Genomic DNA, 18,360 nt, shown 5'->3' with positions numbered 1-18,360 from the left:
CCGACAGAAGGCATGCAAGAAGAAGGCGCTCACTCGAGCGGGGCCGCGTTAACGCGGCACGAGAGACGTGACTGCCGTGCAGTCGACGAATGCGGCGGCTGCTATGCCGCTGCGTATCCGTCGGGTGTGGGGGCAGACTTCACCCACGACACGGAGCTCAGGAGATGTGGGCGCCCAGGGAACGAGTCGCCGACTGCTGAATGCAAAATGTGAACGTACGCATTATCGGGACTCCTCTCTGTCTAGGCGCGTGCTGCGACCCTATCGACTCTGCGAATACCCGTCAACCTTTTGGCAGGGCAGGGCACTCTGGTGGATGCCACGCAGCCCCCGGATGCTCGGGTCAGTCGAGGACCACGGAGGCGCGGGGCTCCTCGCCGTCGAAGCTCACCGTGACCGTCAGCGGCGTGCCCGTGGCGTCGTCGGGGAGGTCGATCTCGCTCGTGTGCGGGGCATAGTCCGCTGTGCACGCCTGGTCGGGGTAGGCCGTGGCCTCGAGGTACTGCAGGTCGAGGGTCTGCGCGTCCACCGCGTTGACTTCGGTGAGGATCGCCGGGCATCCCGAGCTGCCCCACGTCGTGACGGAGATCGAGGAACCCTCGTCGAGCCACATGACGAGCGGCCCTTCCATGTCGCCGGCTCCGACATCTTCGCCGAATCCCTTCGGCAGGCCGCCGTAGTTGTCGCTCGCGACGCTCGTCGGCGTGGCTGCGGGAGCGCATCCGCTCAAACCGAGCGCGGTGAGAGCGATCGTCGGGAGTGCAAGCAGGGCGACGCGTGCAGACTTCATGCGTCAAGCCTACGACTTCGGGCGGAGAGACCCCTGGCCTGGATCCGCAGCAGGGAGGTACGCTTTCGCGCTCATGCGCCTTGGTCCCATGCGGGCCTCTGGGTTCGCCGACGCCCTAGCTCCGGCGGAGCAGGCCGAGATCGAGGCCCCTCGTCACGGCGCGCACCCTGGAGTTGACCTCGAGCTTCGCGAAGACCTTGCCGAGGTGCGTCTTCACGGTCGCCTCACCGATGTGGAGGCGCACGGCGATCTCAGGGTTGGACATGCCGTCGGCGACGAGCTGCAGCACCTGCAGCTCGCGTTCGCTGAGCGCGGGGGCTGAACCGGGCGAACCGGCAGGCGGATGCGCGGTGCTGGAACCGGCGGATGCCGCTGCCCCGGCAGCTCGCGTCTGGGCTACGAGCTTCGCGGTCACCGATGGTGCGAGGGCCAGCTCGCCCGCGGCCACACGACGAACGGCCTCCACGAGCTCCGCCCCGCTGGCCGTCTTGAGCAGGTAGCCGCTTGCCCCGGCTTCGATGGCACCGATGATCGCGTCGTCGCTGTCGTAGGTCGTGACGACGAGGATGCGTGTCTCGGGGAGCGCCGCCAGGATCTGCCTCGTCGCGCTCACACCGTCGGTGCCCGGCATGCGCAGGTCCATGACGACGACGGCGGGCGTCGTCGCGGTCGCGCGAGCAACCGCGTCGGCCCCGTTGGCGGCCTCAGCGACGACCTCGATGTCGGGCTCGTCCTCGAAGATGCCCACGAGTCCGGCGCGCACGATGGGGTGGTCGTCGGCGACCAGGATGCGGATCATCGCTCGGCACTCGCTTTCGCCGGAATCGTCACGGTCACGATCGTGCCACGCCCTGGTGCGCTGGCGATGTCCACGCCGCCCCCGATCGCGTTGGCGCGGTCGCGGAGGCTGTCCAACCCGAATCCGCTCGGCTCCGCCTCCAGCTCGAATCCTCGGCCGTCGTCGGTGACGTTCAGCACGACGTTCGCGGCCCCGTGCTCCACTGAGAGCTGCACGCTCGTGGCATGAGCGTGCCGCCTCGCATTCGACAGGGCCTCCTGCGCGCATCGCAGCAGGACCACTTCGCTCTCCCGCTCCAGCGCGCCGGCCTCCAGCTCGATTCGCGCCTCGGCGAGCACGCCCGTCTCGCGGCGGAACCGATCGACGAGGCGCCTCAGGGCATCTGCGAAGGTCGCTTCCGCGGGGTCGGTCGACCGCACCGGCGCGTTCTCGGCGATGAGGCCCCGCGCCTCGGCGAGAGCGTCGCGGGCGAGCGACGCGATGAGGTCGGCCCGTTCCTCCTGCGCGGAGAGCTCCTCGCGCAGGTGAGCCCCCGCGGAGCTCTCGTCATCGCGCATCCGCCCGATCTCCTTCGCGCTGCGGTCAGCCAGCATCGCGAGGCCGGCCAACGTCTGAGCCAGCGTGTCGTGCAGGTCGCGGGAGATGCGCTCCCGCTCGACGGAGGCGCCGCTCAGCCGAGAGAGCTCCTGCACGTGCTCCTGGGAGGCCGTGAGCTGCTCGAGCAGCTCACGTCGCTCGTCGGCCACTCGCCAGGCGTAGCTGATCGACAGCCCGATGCCGCAGGTCGCCGCGACGCTGAAGAGCTGGCCCGGCAGGATGTCCGGGATCTCCTCGACCCCGTTGTACAGCGCCGACACCGCGCCGATGCCGAACGCGATGCCGATCGAGACGAGGATGCTCCGCCTCGCGCTCACGCACACCAGCCAGACGAGCGGATAGATGAGGGTCTGCACGAAGCCCGTCCAGGGCACGAGCACCATCGAGACCGTCACGAGCAGAGTGACGAGCAGGATCAGCGCCGCGCCGCGGCGCGGGTCGGTGAGCGACCTGACGCCGAAAGCGAGCCACACGACGGGGATGAGCAGGAGCGCCCCCGTCGCCACGAGCGCCTCGGAGCGTTCGGACTCGGTGGCCGCAAAGGCCGCCACCGAGCCCGCGACGACGGTGTTCGCGAGCGCCGTGCCCACGATCAGCAGGTGCCACCAGCGCCCGTCCCGAAACCAGAAGTCGACCATGCGCTCATCCTCCCGCACCCCACCGACATTGCTGCACGGTCGGGTCAGGAGCGTCAACTCCGCCCTCGACTCCAGCGGAAGGTGAGCAGGCTCGCGACGAGCCCGATGACGGTCCAGACGCCGAGCGTGATCGCCGCGGCCCCCAGCCCCCACGTGCCTCCGACCTCGGCGGCCGCGAAGGCATCCGGCAGGAACACGCTGCGCATCCCGCGCACGAGACCGGCGAGGGGGAAGAGGTTCGACACCTGCTGCATCCACTCGGGCAGGACCGAGAACTGCACGTAGATGCCAGAGAGGAACTGCGGCACGAGCACAAGCGGCAGCACGATGGCGGATGCGGACCGTGCAGAGCGCGGGAGCGCCGAGATCGCGATTCCGAGGGAGGCGAAGCAGAGGATGCCGAGGGCAGCGAGCCAGGCGAAGCGCGCCCACAGCTCGCCATCTTCCGGCAGCGAGATGTCGAAGGCGGTGACCGCGAGCCCCATCAGCATCGCCAGCTGCAGCGTGCATGTGATGAGCACCAGCCCGATCTTCCCGATGAAGAACGACACCGGGCTGAGCGGTGTCGCGCCGAGTCGGGCGAGGCCGCCCTCGTGCTTCTCCGTGGCGATGTCGATGCCGAGGAACTGCATGCCGGAGAGGAGGATCGCCATCGCGAGCATCCCGGTCAGGTAGTACTGCGACATCGTCACGTCGGCGAAGCGTGGGTCGTCGACGACCGTCTCGCCGCTGAAGATCGAGGCGAAGAGCGCGAACATGACGAGCGGGAACAGGAAGACGAAGAACACCTGGTCGGTCTGCCGGAAGTAGCCGCGCAGCTCGAAGGCGATGCGCCGAAGACCGTTGCCGATCATGGACCTGGGCTGCGACGGTGTGCGTGTGGGCGATTGGATGCTCGGCTGCGCCTTCGCGTCGCCCGAGACCGCGGTCTGGCTCATCGTGTTCCTCCTGCGGGTGCGGCAGCGCGGGCTGCATCGTCGGTCGCCGCGAGTTCCGCGGCGGGTGAGGCAGTCGCGGGCGTTCCGGGGGAGGCGGCCGGGTGCTCGCCGATGATCTCCAGGTAGACGTCCTCCAGGGACGGGCGGGTCACGGTGAGTCCGGCGGGTTCCGGGCCGAGGCGCTCGACGAGCGCGCCGACGAGCTGTGCGGGCGCATCCGTCGTCTCCTCGCGCCACCTGCCGTCCTGCTCCTGCCAGCGAACCCGCGGTGTGCGCGACTTCGGCCCGCCGATCGTCGCGATGTCGCCGATCTCGACGAGCTTCCCGGCGGCGATGATCCCGGCGCGGTCGCTGAGCTGCTCCGCCTCGTCGAGATAGTGCGTCGTGAGCACCATGGTCATGCCCTCGCCCTTGAGCTGCTGGATGAGGCCCCAGAACTCGCGGCGCGCGTTGGGATCGAACCCGGTTGTCGGCTCGTCGAGGAACAGCACCTCCGGGTTGCCGATGATGCCGAGCGCGACATCCACTCGCCGCTTCTGGCCACCGGAGAGGCGACCGACTCGCTGCGACGCGAATGGGGCGATGCCGCACCGCTCGATGGTGTCGTCCACGGCGCGAGGGTTTCGGTAGAGGCTTGCGAAGTGGCGCAGCACCTCGCGGGCCGAGTAGCGCTCGATGTCGGCGCTCGACTGGCTGACGACGCCGATTCGACCTCGCCACTCGGCGTTGCCGCGGGCCGGGTCCTGCTCGAGCACGCGCGCGGTACCGGAGGTCGCCGTGCGGAAGCCCTCGAGGATCTCGATCGTGGTGCTCTTGCCAGCGCCGTTGGGGCCGAGGAAGGCGAAGGTCTCGCCGTGTCGGACCTCGAAGGAGAGGCCGTCGACGACGTCGCGGTCGCCGTAGCGCTTGACGAGGTCGGTGACCTCGATGGCTGCTTGTGTGCTCATGGTGCAATCAAACGCCGAACGGGGCGTACGCGACAGGGTCCGACCGGCGGATACGCATCCACCGTTCGGGGGAGGTGCGGGCCGCGCCGCCGCTGACCAGCTTCCGTGCAATATCCCCTGCACTGGGCCGCAGCGGGGCCCGTTCGCGAGTTTTTGCACTCAAGTTGATCAGACCTGGGCGGACACACCCGCACATACTGGTGCCATGGCCTCACCCGATCTCGAGGAGCTTCGCCGTCTTCGTCGTGCGCGCGACTTCATCGACAGGGAGTTCGCGAGCCCGCTCGATGTGCCGACCATGGCGAAGGCAGCCCACATGTCGGCGGCTCACTTCAGTCGACGCTTCCGAGAGGCGTACGGCGAGACCCCATATGCCCATCTCATGACACGGCGCATCGAGCGTGCCAAGGCGCTGCTGCGCAGCGGCGAGGTGAGCGTCACGGATGCGTGCACGGCGGTCGGGGCCACGAGTCTCGGGTCGTTCAGCAGCCGCTTCGCGGAGATCGTCGGAGAGTCTCCGAGCGCCTATCGGGCGCGTGATCACAGCGGCAGCGTCGTCATCCCGAGCTGCACCTCGCAGATCTGGGGGCGTCCCCGCCGCGTGCGCGACCGACCAGGAATGGCGCAACGGGAAGCCGGCGACGGGCAGGCACGTCTCTGAGCAGTTTCGAAGAAGTGAATGTCGGCGGCCGGTCCTAGCATCGGACACATGACGCTCTCACTCAGCCACGTGCACGTGTTCACCGACGACCCGGATGCGGCGCTCGTGTTCTACCGAGACGCCCTCGGCCTGGAGGTGCGCAGCGAGGTTCCGAATGAGGGGTTCCGCTGGGTCACGCTCTCCGCCCCCGGGCAGCCGGAGCTCGAGATCGTGCTCTCGCACCCGAAGGCGGGGCGTTCGGAGGAAGACGGCGACACGCTCGCAGAGCTGCTGGCGAAGGGGGAGCTGCCCGGCCTCCTGTTCCGAACGAGCGACCTCGACGCGCTGTTCGAGAGGGTGCTGGCGACGGGCGGAGTCGAGGTGCTGCAAGAGCCCACCGATCAGTTCTGGGGCGTCAGAGATGCCGCATTCCGCGACCCATCCGGCAACATGGTGCGGGTCAGTCAGGCCTAGCCGACGACATATCACCCACATCGATCCGTCGCCAGTCCAGCGCTCGGCTGGCTCCCCGTTTGAAGGCAGAGGATCACGCCATGACTACAGTCGCTGACACGATCGTCGATATCCTCCACGATGCCGGAGTCGAGCGCGTCTACGGGCTACCCGGAGACTCGCTCAACGGATTCACTGACGCCATCCGACGAAACGACGCGGTCGCCTGGTCGCACGTGCGACACGAGGAGGCCGCGGCCTTCGCCGCCTCCGCAGACGCCGCACTCACGGGCGAGCTCGCTGTGTGCGCCGGCAGCTGTGGCCCGGGCAACCTGCACCTCATCAACGGGCTGTACGACGCGAACCGAAGCCGCGTTCCCGTGCTCGCGATCGCCGCCCACATCCCGTCCGCGGAGATCGGCAGCGGCTACTTCCAGGAGACGCACCCGCAGGAGCTCTTCCGGGAGAGCAGCGTGTACTGCGAGATGGTGGGGGTGCCGGAGCAGCTGCCTCGGATCCTGGAGATCGCCATGCGCGCCGCGGTCGAGAAGCGAGGCGTCGCCGTCGTCGTGATTCCCGGCGAGATCTTCCTGCAGGAGAGCGCAGGACGACGCAAGTCGGCACCCATCCTGCCTGCGAAGCCCGTCGTGCGACCTGCCGACGACGAACTGGCGCAGGCCGCCGACATCCTCAACTCGGCGAAGAAGGTCACCATTCTCGGTGGCGCTGGCACACAGGGCGCACACGCGCAGCTGCTTGCCGCCGCTGAGGCGCTGCAGGCACCCATCGTGCACGCGCTCCGCGGGAAGGAGTTCATCGAGTACGACAACCCCTACGACGTCGGCATGACGGGGCTGCTCGGCTTCTCCTCCGGCTACCGGGCCATCGAAGACTGCGACGCGCTCCTCATGCTCGGCACCGACTTCCCGTACCAGCAGTTCTTCCCGTCACAGGCGAAGATCATCCAGGTCGACATCCGCGGCGAGCAGCTCGGCAAGCGCACGCCCCTCGACCTTGGGCTCGTCGGCGACGTCGGCGACACCCTCGACGCCCTCATCCCGCTCCTCGAGGGCAACAAGAGCGGCAAGCACCTCGAAGTCTCGGTGAAGCACTACCGGAAGGCCCGAAAGGACCTCGACGCGCTTGCCGACAACGACCGGGGGCGCGCCCCCATCCACCCGCAGTACGTGGCACGGCTCGTGAGCGAGCTCGCGAGCCACGACGCCGTCTTCATCCCGGATGTCGGTTCCCCGGTCGTCTGGGCGGCCCGCTACCTCGAGATGAACGGCCAGAGGAGGCTCATCGGCTCGTTCAGTCACGGCTCCATGGCCAACGCCCTTTCGCAGGCGGTCGGCGCGCAGACCGCCTTCCCTGGGCGCCAGGTGGTGGCGCTCGCGGGAGACGGCGGACTCGCGATGCTCCTGGGGGAGCTGCTCACGCTCAAGCAGAGCAAGCTGCCCGTGAAGATCGTCGTGTTCAACAACTCGTCGCTGAACTTCGTCGAGGTCGAGATGAAGGCCGCCGGATTCGTGAACTACGGCACCGACCTCGACAACCCCGACTTCGCCGAAGTCGCCAAGGCGGTCGGCATCCACGGGCAGCGCGTCGAGAACCCGAACGACCTCGAGGCTGCCCTCCGCGAAGCCTTCGCCCACGACGGGCCCGCGCTCATCGACGTCGTGACCGCACGGCAGGAGCTGTCCATCCCGCCGACCATCACGGCTGAGCAAGTCAAGGGCTTCACCCTCTACGCGCTGCGAACAGTGCTCTCCGGGCGCGGAGACGAGCTCGTCGACCTCGCCGACACGAACCTGCTGCGACGCATCTTCGACTGACCGTCGCCCAGCCGCATGTACCGCCCGCGCCAAGGCAGCTCTCAAGGCAGCTGCCTGGCGCGGGCGGTACTCTCGCAGGCATGACGCAACCGCCCCTCACGCCACCGCCGGGTCAGAACGGCGGGTTCGACCCCCGCCGGCAGCAGCCGGGTGCCGCTCCTCAGGGTGGCCAGGGCGCGTGGGGCGGACCGCCAGCCCAGGGCTCTGGTCAGCAGGGGCCCGGTCAGCAGGGCTCTGATCAGCAGCGGCCGCGGCAGCAGGGCCCCGGTCAGCAAGGTCTCGGTCGGCAGGGTCCGGGGCAGCAGGGCCCCGGTCAGCAGCCTCCGTGGGGAGCGCCGTCGAACGGGCAGCCGCCGGCTCCCGGTCAGTTCCCGCACCCTGGTGCCGGACCTGACCAGGCTCCTGGCGGCTTCGGCGCGCCGGGTCAGTTCCCCGCTCCCGGGCGACCTCCCGCGCCAGGCCAGCCACAGCATCCCGGGCAGTTCCCAGGCCAGCCGCAGACCGGCATCCCCGGGCAGGCGCCGTTCGTTCAGGCCCCACCGTCGCATCTGCCGGCTGGTGCCCCGCCGCCTCGCTACGCCCCGCAGCAGCAGGCGACACCGCAACCACGGCGTCGAGAGCTCGGCGAAGACCCTGAGCTGCAGAAGCAGCGCAGGCGCCCCGTCGGCCTGCTCCTCGGCGTCGGCATCAGCGGCGTCGCGATCATCGCCCTCGTCGTGGGCCTCTTCATGGCGTTCAGCTCGCCGAACGATCCCACCATCCCCGTCGGCGGCGCCGACCCGAACGCGGCGACCTCGACCCCCGTGCCGACGAGCACGCTCATGCCGGCCGCGCCCCAGGACGCCGCACCCGGGTTCATCCCGATCACGACCGACGTCGTGTTCCCGAACGGCATCACCGTCGTGAACCCGCCCCTCGGCGGATGGGAGCAGGACATCTCCGAACGGCAGCCGAACCTCTACATCCTGAGCGACCCCGCATCCGGTGCCTACTTCTCGATCGCCCAGGAGAACCTGCACAAGAGCGAGTACCGGGACGAGGACATGACGAGGTCGGAGCTGAACTCGGCGTCGCTGCAGTTCACCGCCAAGCCGGAGCCGGTTGGCGACCCCGTTCCGCTCGTCCTGAAGGGGGCAGGCGGCTACGAGCTGGAGCTCCTGGCGCAGCGCCTGCGCTGGTCGGACGGCTCCGAGGGAATGATGGCGTCCCGCTACATGCCTTCGACCGGCACCAAGATCACGATCCTGGCGAACGCGTGGGGCGGGGAGCTGGACGACCCGAACTCGCGCATCTCGCAGAAGGTCGCGGAGATCTCCTTCACGACGCCCTAGTCGCGCCCGCTCGCTGGCCCACGCCTGCTCGCTGGCCCACGCCCGCTCGCCCGCTGATCCACGCCTGCTCGCAGGCCTGCGCGTCGCCCGCCGCCCCCACGAACCTCGAATAGGCCAGTTTCACCCCATCCTGAGCGTCAGGATGGGGTGAAACTGGCCTAATCGGGGGAGCGGATGCGCGGCGCGCGGGCGCGGCTGCGAACGCGGGGCCGCGCGGCGCGGGCTAGAGCTCGACGCCCGCGAAGAGCTTCTGCAGGCGCTGCACGCCCTCGAGGAGCGCGTCGTCGCCGAGCGCGTAGCTGAGGCGCAGGTACCCGGATGGGCCGAACGCCTCACCTGGCACGACCGCGACCTCCGCGACGTCGAGGATGAGGTCGGCGAGGTCGAGCGAGGAGTTGATCTGGCGCCCCTCGATCTCCTTCCCGATGAGCCTCTGCACGTCGGCGTACACGTAGAAGGCGCCCTCCGGCGTCGGCACGCGGAAGCCGTTGACCTTGCTCAGCTCCTCGACCATCGTCGTGCGGCGGCGGTCGAAGGCGAGGCGCATCTGCTCGACGGGCTCGGTGGGCCCCGTGAGCGCGGCGAGCGCGGCACGCTGCGCGATGTTGTTGACGTTGCTCGTGAGGTGCGACTGCAGGTTGCCCGCCCCCTTGATTGCGTCGACGGGCCCGACCATCCATCCGACGCGCCAGCCGGTCATCGCGAACGACTTCGCAACGCCGTTGACCAGGATCGTGCGGTCGGCGACCGCCGGGGCGGCCTCGACGATGGACACTGCGCGGACGCCGTCGTACGTGAGGTTCTGGTAGATCTCGTCGGCGATGACCCAGATGCCGTGCTCGGCGGCCCACTCGCCGATGGCGCGGGTCTCGGCCTCGGAGTAGACGGCGCCGGTCGGGTTCGACGGCGAGACGAAGAGCATCGCCTTCGTGGCGGGGGTGCGTGCGGCTTCGAGCTGGTCGACGGTGACCTTGTACTCCTGGTCTGCGCCGGCGAACACGGGAACGGTGGTGCCGCCCGCGAGCTGGATGACCTCGGGGTACGTGGTCCAGTACGGGGCGGGGAGGAGGACCTCGTCGCCTGCGCCGACGACGGTGTTGATGGCCTGGTAGACGGCCTGCTTGCCGCCGTTCGTGACGATGACCTGCGAGGCGGGGACATCCCAGCCCGAGTCGCGCTTCGTCTTCTCGGCGATGGCTTCGCGGAGTTCCGGCAGGCCAGGCGCCGGCGTGTACCGGTGGTTCTTGGGGTCGCTCACGGCGACGAGGGCGGCGTCGACCACGTGCTGCGGAGTCGGGAAGTCGGGCTCGCCCGCCGCGTAGCTGATGACGGGCCGGCCGGCGGCCTTGAGGGCCTTGGCCTTCGCGTCGACCTTGAGGGTTGCGGATTCGGCGATCGCGGCGATGCGAGGAGAGAGACGTGAGTCGGAAACCATGGCCCTGAGTCTAGGTCCGGTGGCCACGCCTCGTCAGCGAGTTGCGCCCGCGTTGGACTTCCGTGTGGCACCTGTCGTATGCTTTCCTGGTTGCCGAAAGCGACATACTGAACCGCGCCTGAAACTGTTCCCTATGGAACGGCTGCAGACGGTATCAGGGTGAACGGATGCACGCATCCGGTGTTCACGCAAAGGGCGGTGGCTCAATTGGTAGAGCAGCGGTCTCCAAAACCGCAGGTTGCAGGTTCGAGTCCTGTCCGCCCTGCATTTCGGTGCTGAACGCACCCACTACGGGGCCCACCATCGAAGGTCTCAACCATCGAAAGGGAGAGCGCGTGAGTCCAAGCAAGTCAGATGAGGCGACAGACGTCGCCGAGTCAAAGCGAGGCTCCGAGCCGAAGCGCGGCATCATCGGCCGTATCGCTCTCTTCTTCCGTCAGGTCATGGGCGAGCTCAAGAAGGTCGTCACCCCGACCCGGGCCGAGCTCTTCAAGTTCACGGGCGTCGTGCTCGTCTTCGTCATCTTCATGATGGCGCTCGTCACGGTGCTCGACCTGCTCTTCGGGTGGGGTGCTTCGTGGGTCTTCGGTCAGGGAAGCTCGTTCTTCCCGAGCGAGCCGGCCGCGACGCCGGTCCCGACGGAATAGCCGGAGCGCGTCAAGCTCTCCACCGGCTCACAGGCCTCCACCGACAACGGGCGAGCAGCCCAGCATCACAGAATCGAGATGAGGAATCGTGTCAGACCCGAACGTCGCCGACCCGAACGGTCTTTACGAGACCGCCCTGGAGCAGGACTCCGAAGTCGTAGAGGCCCAGGAGGGTGACCGCGACATCGACGCAGAGTTCGACGCGGCCCACGAGATCGAAGAGTCCGACGAAGTCGTGACCGAGGAAGACCTCGACGACGGAGAAGGCGCGGACGTCGTCGACCCCGAGGTCGACGCGATCGTCAACGATGTCCTCGAGATCGACACGAGCGAGGAAGAGGCCGCCGCGGCTGCCGCGACCGAGGACGAAGAAGTCGAGGCTCTCGAGGAAGACCCGGACGTCGACCCGTACGAGACCTTCAAGCGCGAGCTGCGCCTCAAGCCGGGCAAGTGGTACGTCATCCACACCTACGCCGGTTTCGAGCGTCGCGTGAAGCAGAACCTGCACCAGCGCACCGAGTCCATGAACATGAGCGACTTCATCTACCAGGTGGAAGTCCCCATGGAAGACGTGGTCGAGATCAAGAACGGCCAGCGCAAGATGGTCACGCGCGTCCGCATCCCCGGATACGTGCTCGTCCGCCTCATGCTCAACGAGGACAGCTGGTCGGTTGTCCGTCACACCCCGGGTGTGACCGGCTTCGTGGGCAACGCCCACAACCCGACCCCGTTGCGCTTCAACGAAGCATTTGAGATGCTGAAGAGTCTGGTCGAAGTCGCTGAAGCACCCGCGAAGGCGAACGCTTCCGGTCAGGCTGGCCTCCAGAAGCGCCAGCCCATCGCAGAGATCGACTTCGAGATCGGCGAGACCATCACGATCAAGGAGGGCTCCTTCGAGGGGCTCACCGGATCGATCAGCGAGATCAAGCCCGAGAGCGGCAAGCTCACCGTGCTCGTGTCGCTCTTCGAGCGCGAGACCCCGGTCGAGCTCAGCTTCGACCAGGTCACGAAGCTCTAGATCTCGCTCCAATAGGGCTGCTGCCCTCAGAAACCACCGGAGTCCGGAACCGCCGGGCCACCGGGAGAGCGCCGCGCATCAGCGCGGAGTTCGAATCGAAAGAAGGAAAAGACATGGCACCCAAGAAGAAGGTCTCGGGTCTGATCAAGCTGCAGATCCAGGCTGGCGCCGCTAACCCGGCTCCTCCTATCGGCCCCGCGCTCGGTCAGCACGGCGTCAACATCATGGAGTTCTGCAAGGCCTACAACGCGGCTACCGAGTCGCAGCGTGGCAACGTGATCCCCGTCGAGATCACCGTGTACGAAGACCGTTCGTTCACCTTCATCCTGAAGACCCCTCCTGCTGCCGAGCTCATCAAGAAGGCTGCCGGCGTCAAGAAGGGTTCCCCGACGCCTCACACGGCCAAGGTCGGCAAGCTCACCGCCGCCCAGGTCCGCGAGATCGCCGAGCAGAAGCAGTCCGACCTGAACGCGAACGACATCGACATGGCGTCGCGCATCATCGCCGGTACGGCTCGCTCCATGGGAATCACGGTCGAGGGCTAAGGCCTTCCCGCTCCCAACACCACACGTCGCGCTTCGGGCGCGGTACTGAACATCGCGGGAGAGCCGGCCAGGCTCGCAACCGCAACTCTTGAAGGAGAACAACATGGCTAAGTCCAAGGCATACCGTGCCGCGGCAGAGAAGATCGGCGAGGACAAGTTCTACGGTCTCGCCGAGGCCGTCGAGCTCGCACGCGAGACCGGCTCGTCCAAGTTCAACAGCACCGTCGAGGTCGCTCTTCGCCTGGGTGTAGACCCGCGCAAGGCTGACCAGATGGTTCGCGGCACCGTCAGCCTGCCAAACGGCACCGGCAAGACGGCCAAGGTCATCGTCTTCGCGACGGGTGACAAGGCAGAGGCGGCTATCGCTGCTGGTGCTGACGAGGTCGGCGGCGACGAGCTCATCGCTCGCGTTGCAGACGGCTGGACCGACTTCGACTCCGCGGTCGCCACCCCTGACCTCATGGGCAAGGTCGGACGCCTCGGTAAGGTCCTCGGACCCCGTGGCCTCATGCCGAACCCGAAGACCGGAACGGTCACGACCGACCCGGCCAAGGCTGTCACCGAGATCAAGGGCGGAAAGATCGAGTTCCGCGTCGACAAGCACTCCAACGTGCACTTCATCGTCGGCAAGTCGGCGTTCACGTCGGAGCAGCTCGGCGAGAACCTCCGCGCAGCTCTCGACGAGGTCGTCCGCCTCAAGCCGTCGAGCTCGAAGGGCCGCTACATCCAGAAGGCTGTCGTCTCGACGACCTTCGGCCCCGGCATCCCGCTGGACGTCAACGCGATCTAGTCTGCCGCGAGCTGCACAGCTCAGGTGGATGCCCCGCATCCGCCACGCGAGAACGGCCCAGTCTTCGGACTGGGCCGTTCTTGCGTTTCCGCGGTGGCCGCTACGCGCGTTCGAGCGCTGTGAGCTGGCGTCGCGCAGCGCTCAGGATCGCCTGCACGGTTGCCGACAGCACAGACCGGTCTCGGCCGGCGACCCAGTGTGCGCCTGACGAGTCGTTGTACTCCAGGAGCGTCAGAGCATCGCTGCTGTTGCCGGCGCCGAGCGATGTCTGGTGGAGTGAGCGTATGTCGACGGAGATGCCCGCGTCGGCGAGGAGCTGGGTGACGGCCTCTGCGGGGCCGAGCTCGTCGAAGATGCCGGTGTGCTCGACGCCGTCGACGCTCACGCGAATGCGCGTGCATGCCACGCCGTCGCGGGTTTCGACGCTGAAGTCGAGCAATTCCACGCCGGACGTGTCGACGCGGAGGTAGCTGCGCTCGAAGAGCTCGAGCAGCTGTGCCGCCTCGATCTCCAGGCCGCTGGTATCGGTGTGCTCCTGGACGCGCCTGGCGAAGTCGATCTGCAGGCGTCTGGGGAGCTCGATGCCGTAGTCCGCCTCGAGGAGGTAGGCGATGCCGCCTTTGCCTGACTGCGAGTTGACTCTGATGACGGCGTCGTAGCTGCGCCCGATGTCGGCGGGGTCGATCGGCAGGTAGGGCACGCGCCACTCGGTTTCGCGTTCCGGCCGCATGTCGAGCGCAGCGCGGGATCGATGCTCGGCGAGCCCCTTCTTGATGGCGTCCTGGTGCGTCCCGCTGAAGGCGGTGTGGACGAGGTCTCCTGCGTACGGGTGTCTCGGGTGGATCTCGAGGCGGTTGCTGTACTCCACGGTTCGGCGAATCTCGTCGATGTCCGAGAAGTCGATCATCGGGTCGATGCCCTGCGCGTGCAGGTTCAATGCGAGGACCGCGATGTCGACGTTGCCGGTGCGCTCGCCGTTGCCGAAGATGCAGCCTTCCACTCGCTGCGCACCTGCGAGCACTGCGAGCTCGGCGCAGGCGATCCCCGTCCCTCGGTCGTTGTGGGGGTGCACGGAGAGGATCACGGAGTCGCGCCTCGCGAGGTGCTTGTGCATGTACTCGATCTGATCCGCGTAGACGTTCGGGGTCGCGACCTCGACCGTGGCGGGGAGATTCAGGATGACCGGCCGATCCGGGGTTGCCTTCCAGAGCGCTGTCATGGCGTCGCAGATGTCGATCACGTAGTCGGGTTCGGTGAGGTTGAACACCTCTGGCGAGAATTCGAATCGGACGTTCGGCAGGTGGCCGGCGAGCTCGAGGACGTCTCTTCCCCCGGCCAGGATCAGTTCTTTCAGCTGCTGCTTGCTCTTCCCGAGGACGACATCGCGCCAGGCCGGCGCCGTCGCGGTGTAGAGGTGGATGACGACGGGGTTCCTGATGCCCTGGATCGAGTCGACCGTGCGCTGGATGAGGTCGCGACGCGCTGGCGTGAAGACCACGATGGTGACGTCTTCCGGTGCGATGTCGGTGGTCGCGATGCGCCGCACGAAGTCGTAGTCCGTCTGCGAGGCGGAGGGGTAGCCGACTTCGATCTCCTTGTAGCCCATGCGGATCATGAGCTCGAAGAAGACGCGCTTGCGGTCGGGGTCCATCGGCTCCGACAGGGCCTGATTGCCGTCGCGGAGATCGACTGGCACCCAGAGTGGTGCTGCCGTGAGTCGGCGTGACGGCCAGTCGCGTTCCGTCAGGGGCACCTCGACCCGCGAGTACACGTCGCGGTATCGGTGCGATGGCATCTGCGAGTGGCGCTGGCGGTTCCAGTGCGGTGCGTTGTCGGGGATCGGGCCGGTTGGGGGAGAGATCCGGGATGCGCTGCTGTGCATGGTCGTGTCCTTGGTTGTCGTGCGATCGTGACGACCGGCGCGCGTCTCAGCTCCACGGCGGGGGACCGGTCAGGCGAGGTCCCGCCGTGGCAGAGAAGCGTGAGCGGAGTGCGCGGCATGCGAGAGAAGCTACCACAACTCCTCAGACAAGTAGACGAGTTGCGGGAGTGCGAGATGATGGGGGCATGAGCACCCTCCACCGTGAACCACTCGCCGAGCAGGCGGCCAAGCTGCTGCTCGAGCGCATCCGGGCAGGCGAGTGGGAACTCGGCCAGAAGCTCCCGGGAGAGACGACGCTTGCGCCCCAACTCGGCGTCGGACGTTCGACGATTCGCGAGGCCATCCGCCAACTCGCGGGGAGCGGCGTGCTCGCCACCAGGCAGGGCGCGGGCGTCTTCGTGATTGCGTTGGACGCCCCGGAGGCCCTGGACGCGGTGCTGCTGCGTGCAGATATCCAGACGGTGATCGAAGCGCGCATCGCGGTGGAGGTCGAGGCCTCCTCGCTCGCCGCGGAGCGCCGCACGGGCGAGGAGCTGCTCGCGATGAGGCGAGCCGCCGATGTTCGCGACGCGCAACGATCGAGCATCGAGGCGCATGTGGATGCGGACATCGCGCTGCACCGCAGCATCGTCGCCGCCGCACACAACGAGATCCTCTCGGAGCTCTTCGGGGGCTTCGCGCCCCGCAGCAGGCAGGCCATGATCGGCATGCTGCGCCTTCGTGGCGAGTTCGGCAGCGACGCTGACCACCTCGTCCACACCCGCATCCTCGACGCGATCGATGCGCAGGACGCGCCAGCTGCGGCCGCGCTCACGCGCGCCCACCTGCTTGAGCTCGCAGCGAGCGTGGCCTGACGGCGGCCGGTTGCTCGCGGCCTACGCGTCGATGTCGAGGACGACCTTGCCGCGCACGTGGCCCTCTGCGATGAGCTCCTGGGCGGCGCCTGCCTCGGCGAGGGGGAAGACGCGGTCGACGTGGGTCTGCAGGGCGCCCTGCTCGAAGAGCTGCGTGATGGTCTGCAGGATTCTGCCCTCTGGCGAGAGCTTGAGGGTCGACGCGACGATGCCGCGGTTCTCGGCGGCGGCCTCCTCGAACAGCTCCGGGTAGCTGCCAGTCGGCACGTTGATGAGCGTTCCGCCGTCGCGCAGCACCCGCAGCGAGCGGGTCCCCGTCTGATCCTTCACGTTGCCGATGAGGTCGATGACGACGTCGACCGGCTCGGCGATGGCGTCCTCGAAGCGCTCTGAGCGGTAGTCGATGACCTGGTCTGCGCCGAGCTCGCGCAGCCAGTCGTGATTGCGCTCGGACGCCGTGGTGATGACGTGGGCTCCGTAGTACTTCGCAAGCTGCACGGCGAAGTGGCCGACGCCGCCCGCGCCGGCATGGATGAGGACACGCTGTCCGGTGTAGACGCCCCCGGCCTCCACCACTGCGGCCCAGGCGGTGAGCACCGCGAGCGGAACGCCGCCGGCCTCGATGAACGACAGGTTCTCGGGCTTCTTCGCGAGGCTCATGAACGGGACGGAGACGTACTCGGCGTACGCGCCGGAGTAGCGCGGGAAGAGGAGCATCCCGTAGACCTCATCGCCGGGCTGGAACGGCGCGAGCTCGTAAGGGGCGCGGACGACGACCCCGGAGAACTCGCCGCCGAGGGTCGAGGGGAAGCTCGAGATCGCCTTCGACGCGCCGGCACCTGAGCGGGTCTTGCCGTCGATGGGGTTGACGCCCGCCGCCTTGACGCGCACGAGCGTGTCCGAGTTGAGCGTGAGCGGGACAGGCGCCTCGCCGAGCTGCATCTTCTCGGGCCCGCCGATGCCCGTGACAAGGGCGGCGCGCATCGTGTCGGAGGTGGGCTGGAGGTCGGAGGCGTCAGTCATACGCGCCATTCTCCCCCGGAAAGGGAGACTCCTCCGGAAAGGGAGACTCCTCCGGAAAGGGAGCCTCCCCCGGAAAGGGAGCCTCTCCCGTGGGGCTGGCTACGCGTAGGTCTCGGCGTCGTAGAACGACTGCGTGTAGTCGCTGCTGCTGTGCGTGTTGCCATATCCCTGGAACGGCGCGGCGTTGCCCGTGGAGTACTGCGCGAACTCACCGCGGTACTTCTCGACGTCCTTGAGGACCTCGTTGGCGAGCGTCACGAGTTTCGCGATCTCGGCCTCGTCGCGGTCGATCCACACGAACTTCGGCTCGCGGTCGACGACGATGAAGTCCTGGTGCCGCTCCCAGACCATGAGGGTGCGCTCGGCGCCGAGCACGTACTGCTGCCACCAGATCTGCCGCATGTACGAGCGGGGGATGCGCTTCCAGACCTTGTTGGTGGTCTTGATCTCGGCGAGGAGGATGCGTCCTTCCTCGTCGCAGTGCAGCCCGTCGGGGGTCGCGAGGTGGCTCTTCGACGCTTCGGCGTGGAAGAGGAGGCCGCTCGCTGGGATGCCGTGGCGCTCCATGACCCACCTGGCGATCTCCGGCTCGCGCTGCCGGCCGAAATCGGTGTACGCGTTGCCGTTGAAGGAGGTGCCCATGACCTTGTCCTTGACGACCTGCTTGACCGAGGAGGGGGTCGCGAGTCGTGCCGCGTCTGTCGCGGTGACGCCGTCGGAGCGGGCTTTGAGCCAGGCCGCGCGGTCGTTGGAGTCGGCGAGCACTCGAAGGAGGTGGGCGCTCATCGCCTCGACCTCGCGCGTTGCCGGGAGCTCGATGGCGGCGGTCTCGGCGGAGGCCGGGACGTGGGCGCGCCAGACGCCCACCTCGCTTGCCGAGAGCGGTGCTGCTGCGGACGCGGGCCGGGTCTCTGAGGTGTAGAAGCGCGGCAGCGGCTCGGCGGGGAGCTCCGTGAGTCCACCGCTCGTGCGTGGTTGCTCCTGCCGGATCGGCGCGGGCGGCGCCGCGTAGTCGACGAGCGCGGCCGGGCCGTAGAGCTCGCGGTCCCGCCGCCGCGACTTCGGCGCTGTCTTGGGTTCGGTCTTGGGTTCGCCGAACCAGGACGTCTCGTCGACGTCGTGGCTCGGGCGGAACATGACCATCTGTTCATTCTTTCCTACACCACCGACAGATCCGGCAGGGAGTGCCGTCTGTCGG

General features: G+C 67.9%; 18 protein-coding genes and 1 tRNA gene. 10 read left to right on the top strand and 9 right to left on the bottom strand.

Annotation, left to right across the window (positions count from 1 at the left end):
• Window positions 1-343: 343 nt before the first annotated feature.
• From C5B99_RS14455 to C5B99_RS14435, 5 genes are all read right to left on the bottom strand, one after another.
• Window positions 344-790 carry a hypothetical protein gene (locus C5B99_RS14455; protein WP_104243266.1) on the bottom strand — a complete coding sequence of 149 codons (447 nt, stop codon included), beginning with the start codon at window positions 788-790 and terminating at the stop codon, window positions 344-346.
• Window positions 791-905: 115 nt separating this feature from the next.
• Entirely contained in the window at window positions 906-1,589 is a 684-nt protein-coding gene (locus C5B99_RS14450; RefSeq protein WP_104243264.1) for a response regulator transcription factor, read from the bottom strand.
• Window positions 1,586-2,824 carry a sensor histidine kinase gene (locus tag C5B99_RS14445; protein ID WP_104243262.1) on the bottom strand — a complete coding sequence of 413 codons (1,239 nt, stop codon included), beginning with the start codon at window positions 2,822-2,824 and terminating at the stop codon, window positions 1,586-1,588. Before C5B99_RS14445 ends, C5B99_RS14450 begins: the two co-directional genes overlap by 4 nt.
• A 53-nt stretch (window positions 2,825-2,877) precedes the next feature.
• Window positions 2,878-3,762, bottom strand: coding sequence for an ABC transporter permease (locus C5B99_RS14440; RefSeq protein ID WP_258063376.1), 885 nt, complete (start codon window positions 3,760-3,762; stop codon window positions 2,878-2,880).
• On the bottom strand, window positions 3,759-4,709 hold the full coding sequence (locus tag C5B99_RS14435; protein WP_104243260.1) for an ABC transporter ATP-binding protein: 951 nt from the start codon (window positions 4,707-4,709) through the stop codon (window positions 3,759-3,761). The genes C5B99_RS14440 and C5B99_RS14435 overlap by 4 nt, the downstream gene beginning before the upstream one ends.
• A 205-nt stretch (window positions 4,710-4,914) precedes the next feature.
• Here C5B99_RS14435 and C5B99_RS14430 point away from each other — a divergent pair, with 205 nt between their 5' ends.
• The 4 genes from C5B99_RS14430 (at window position 4,915) to C5B99_RS19060 (ending at window position 8,968) form a co-directional block, all read left to right on the top strand.
• On the top strand, window positions 4,915-5,370 hold the full coding sequence (locus C5B99_RS14430; RefSeq protein ID WP_104243258.1) for a helix-turn-helix transcriptional regulator: 456 nt from the start codon (window positions 4,915-4,917) through the stop codon (window positions 5,368-5,370).
• A 48-nt stretch (window positions 5,371-5,418) separates the two neighbouring features.
• The gene (locus tag C5B99_RS14425) at window positions 5,419-5,823 is read left to right on the top strand and encodes a VOC family protein (protein WP_104243256.1); all 405 of its coding nucleotides are present in this window, start codon (window positions 5,419-5,421) and stop codon (window positions 5,821-5,823) included.
• Window positions 5,824-5,903: 80 nt separating this feature from the next.
• Window positions 5,904-7,637 carry a ubiquinone-dependent pyruvate dehydrogenase gene (poxB, locus tag C5B99_RS14420; RefSeq protein ID WP_104243254.1) on the top strand — a complete coding sequence of 578 codons (1,734 nt, stop codon included), beginning with the start codon at window positions 5,904-5,906 and terminating at the stop codon, window positions 7,635-7,637.
• Window positions 7,638-7,717: 80 nt separating this feature from the next.
• The gene (locus C5B99_RS19060; protein WP_146082015.1) at window positions 7,718-8,968 is read left to right on the top strand and encodes a hypothetical protein; all 1,251 of its coding nucleotides are present in this window, start codon (window positions 7,718-7,720) and stop codon (window positions 8,966-8,968) included.
• 223 nt (window positions 8,969-9,191) lie between these two features.
• Here the strand turns inward: C5B99_RS19060 and C5B99_RS14405 are convergent, their stop codons facing one another.
• Window positions 9,192-10,403 (bottom strand): pyridoxal phosphate-dependent aminotransferase, encoded by a 1,212-nt coding sequence (locus tag C5B99_RS14405; RefSeq protein WP_104243248.1) that lies wholly within the window; start codon window positions 10,401-10,403, stop codon window positions 9,192-9,194.
• Between the two features lie 192 nt (window positions 10,404-10,595).
• On the opposite strand from C5B99_RS14405, the gene C5B99_RS14400 reads away from it, so the two are divergent.
• The 5 genes from C5B99_RS14400 (at window position 10,596) to rplA (ending at window position 13,403) form a co-directional block, all read left to right on the top strand.
• Window positions 10,596-10,668: transfer RNA gene (locus tag C5B99_RS14400), tRNA-Trp, on the top strand.
• 70 nt (window positions 10,669-10,738) lie between these two features.
• Window positions 10,739-11,050, top strand: a complete 312-nt coding sequence (gene secE / locus C5B99_RS14395) for a preprotein translocase subunit SecE (RefSeq protein ID WP_104243246.1) — start codon at window positions 10,739-10,741, stop codon at window positions 11,048-11,050.
• 88 nt (window positions 11,051-11,138) lie between these two features.
• Window positions 11,139-12,068 carry a transcription termination/antitermination protein NusG gene (gene nusG / locus C5B99_RS14390; protein WP_104243244.1) on the top strand — a complete coding sequence of 310 codons (930 nt, stop codon included), beginning with the start codon at window positions 11,139-11,141 and terminating at the stop codon, window positions 12,066-12,068.
• A 113-nt stretch (window positions 12,069-12,181) separates the two neighbouring features.
• The gene (gene rplK, locus C5B99_RS14385; protein WP_104243242.1) at window positions 12,182-12,613 is read left to right on the top strand and encodes a 50S ribosomal protein L11; all 432 of its coding nucleotides are present in this window, start codon (window positions 12,182-12,184) and stop codon (window positions 12,611-12,613) included.
• A gap of 103 nt (window positions 12,614-12,716) precedes the next feature.
• Window positions 12,717-13,403 (top strand): 50S ribosomal protein L1, encoded by a 687-nt coding sequence (gene rplA / locus C5B99_RS14380; protein ID WP_068482355.1) that lies wholly within the window; start codon window positions 12,717-12,719, stop codon window positions 13,401-13,403.
• Window positions 13,404-13,503: 100 nt separating this feature from the next.
• Here the strand turns inward: rplA and C5B99_RS14375 are convergent, their stop codons facing one another.
• On the bottom strand, window positions 13,504-15,198 hold the full coding sequence (locus C5B99_RS14375; RefSeq protein WP_308471595.1) for a 2-isopropylmalate synthase: 1,695 nt from the start codon (window positions 15,196-15,198) through the stop codon (window positions 13,504-13,506).
• Between the two features lie 272 nt (window positions 15,199-15,470).
• Between C5B99_RS14375 and C5B99_RS14370 the strand changes: the two genes are divergently transcribed.
• Window positions 15,471-16,139: a FadR/GntR family transcriptional regulator gene (locus C5B99_RS14370; RefSeq protein WP_104243238.1), complete on the top strand. Its 669-nt coding sequence runs from the start codon at window positions 15,471-15,473 to the stop codon at window positions 16,137-16,139.
• Window positions 16,140-16,160: 21 nt separating this feature from the next.
• Here C5B99_RS14370 and C5B99_RS14365 read toward each other — a convergent pair whose 3' ends face one another.
• Both C5B99_RS14365 and C5B99_RS14360 read right to left on the bottom strand, forming a co-directional pair.
• Complete coding sequence (locus C5B99_RS14365) at window positions 16,161-17,162, bottom strand: NADP-dependent oxidoreductase (protein WP_258063375.1); 1,002 nt, start codon at window positions 17,160-17,162, stop codon at window positions 16,161-16,163.
• Between the two features lie 99 nt (window positions 17,163-17,261).
• Window positions 17,262-18,305 (bottom strand): YqaJ viral recombinase family protein, encoded by a 1,044-nt coding sequence (locus tag C5B99_RS14360; protein ID WP_228497244.1) that lies wholly within the window; start codon window positions 18,303-18,305, stop codon window positions 17,262-17,264.
• Window positions 18,306-18,360 lie beyond the last annotated feature (55 nt).

Origin of the sequence: Pseudoclavibacter sp. Z016, from assembly GCF_002931215.1 — a bacterium.
Classification (GTDB): Bacteria; Actinomycetota; Actinomycetes; order Actinomycetales; family Microbacteriaceae; genus Pseudoclavibacter.
Note: the sequence above shows the minus strand (reverse complement) of the source record. Positions and strands in the feature narration are given on the sequence as shown.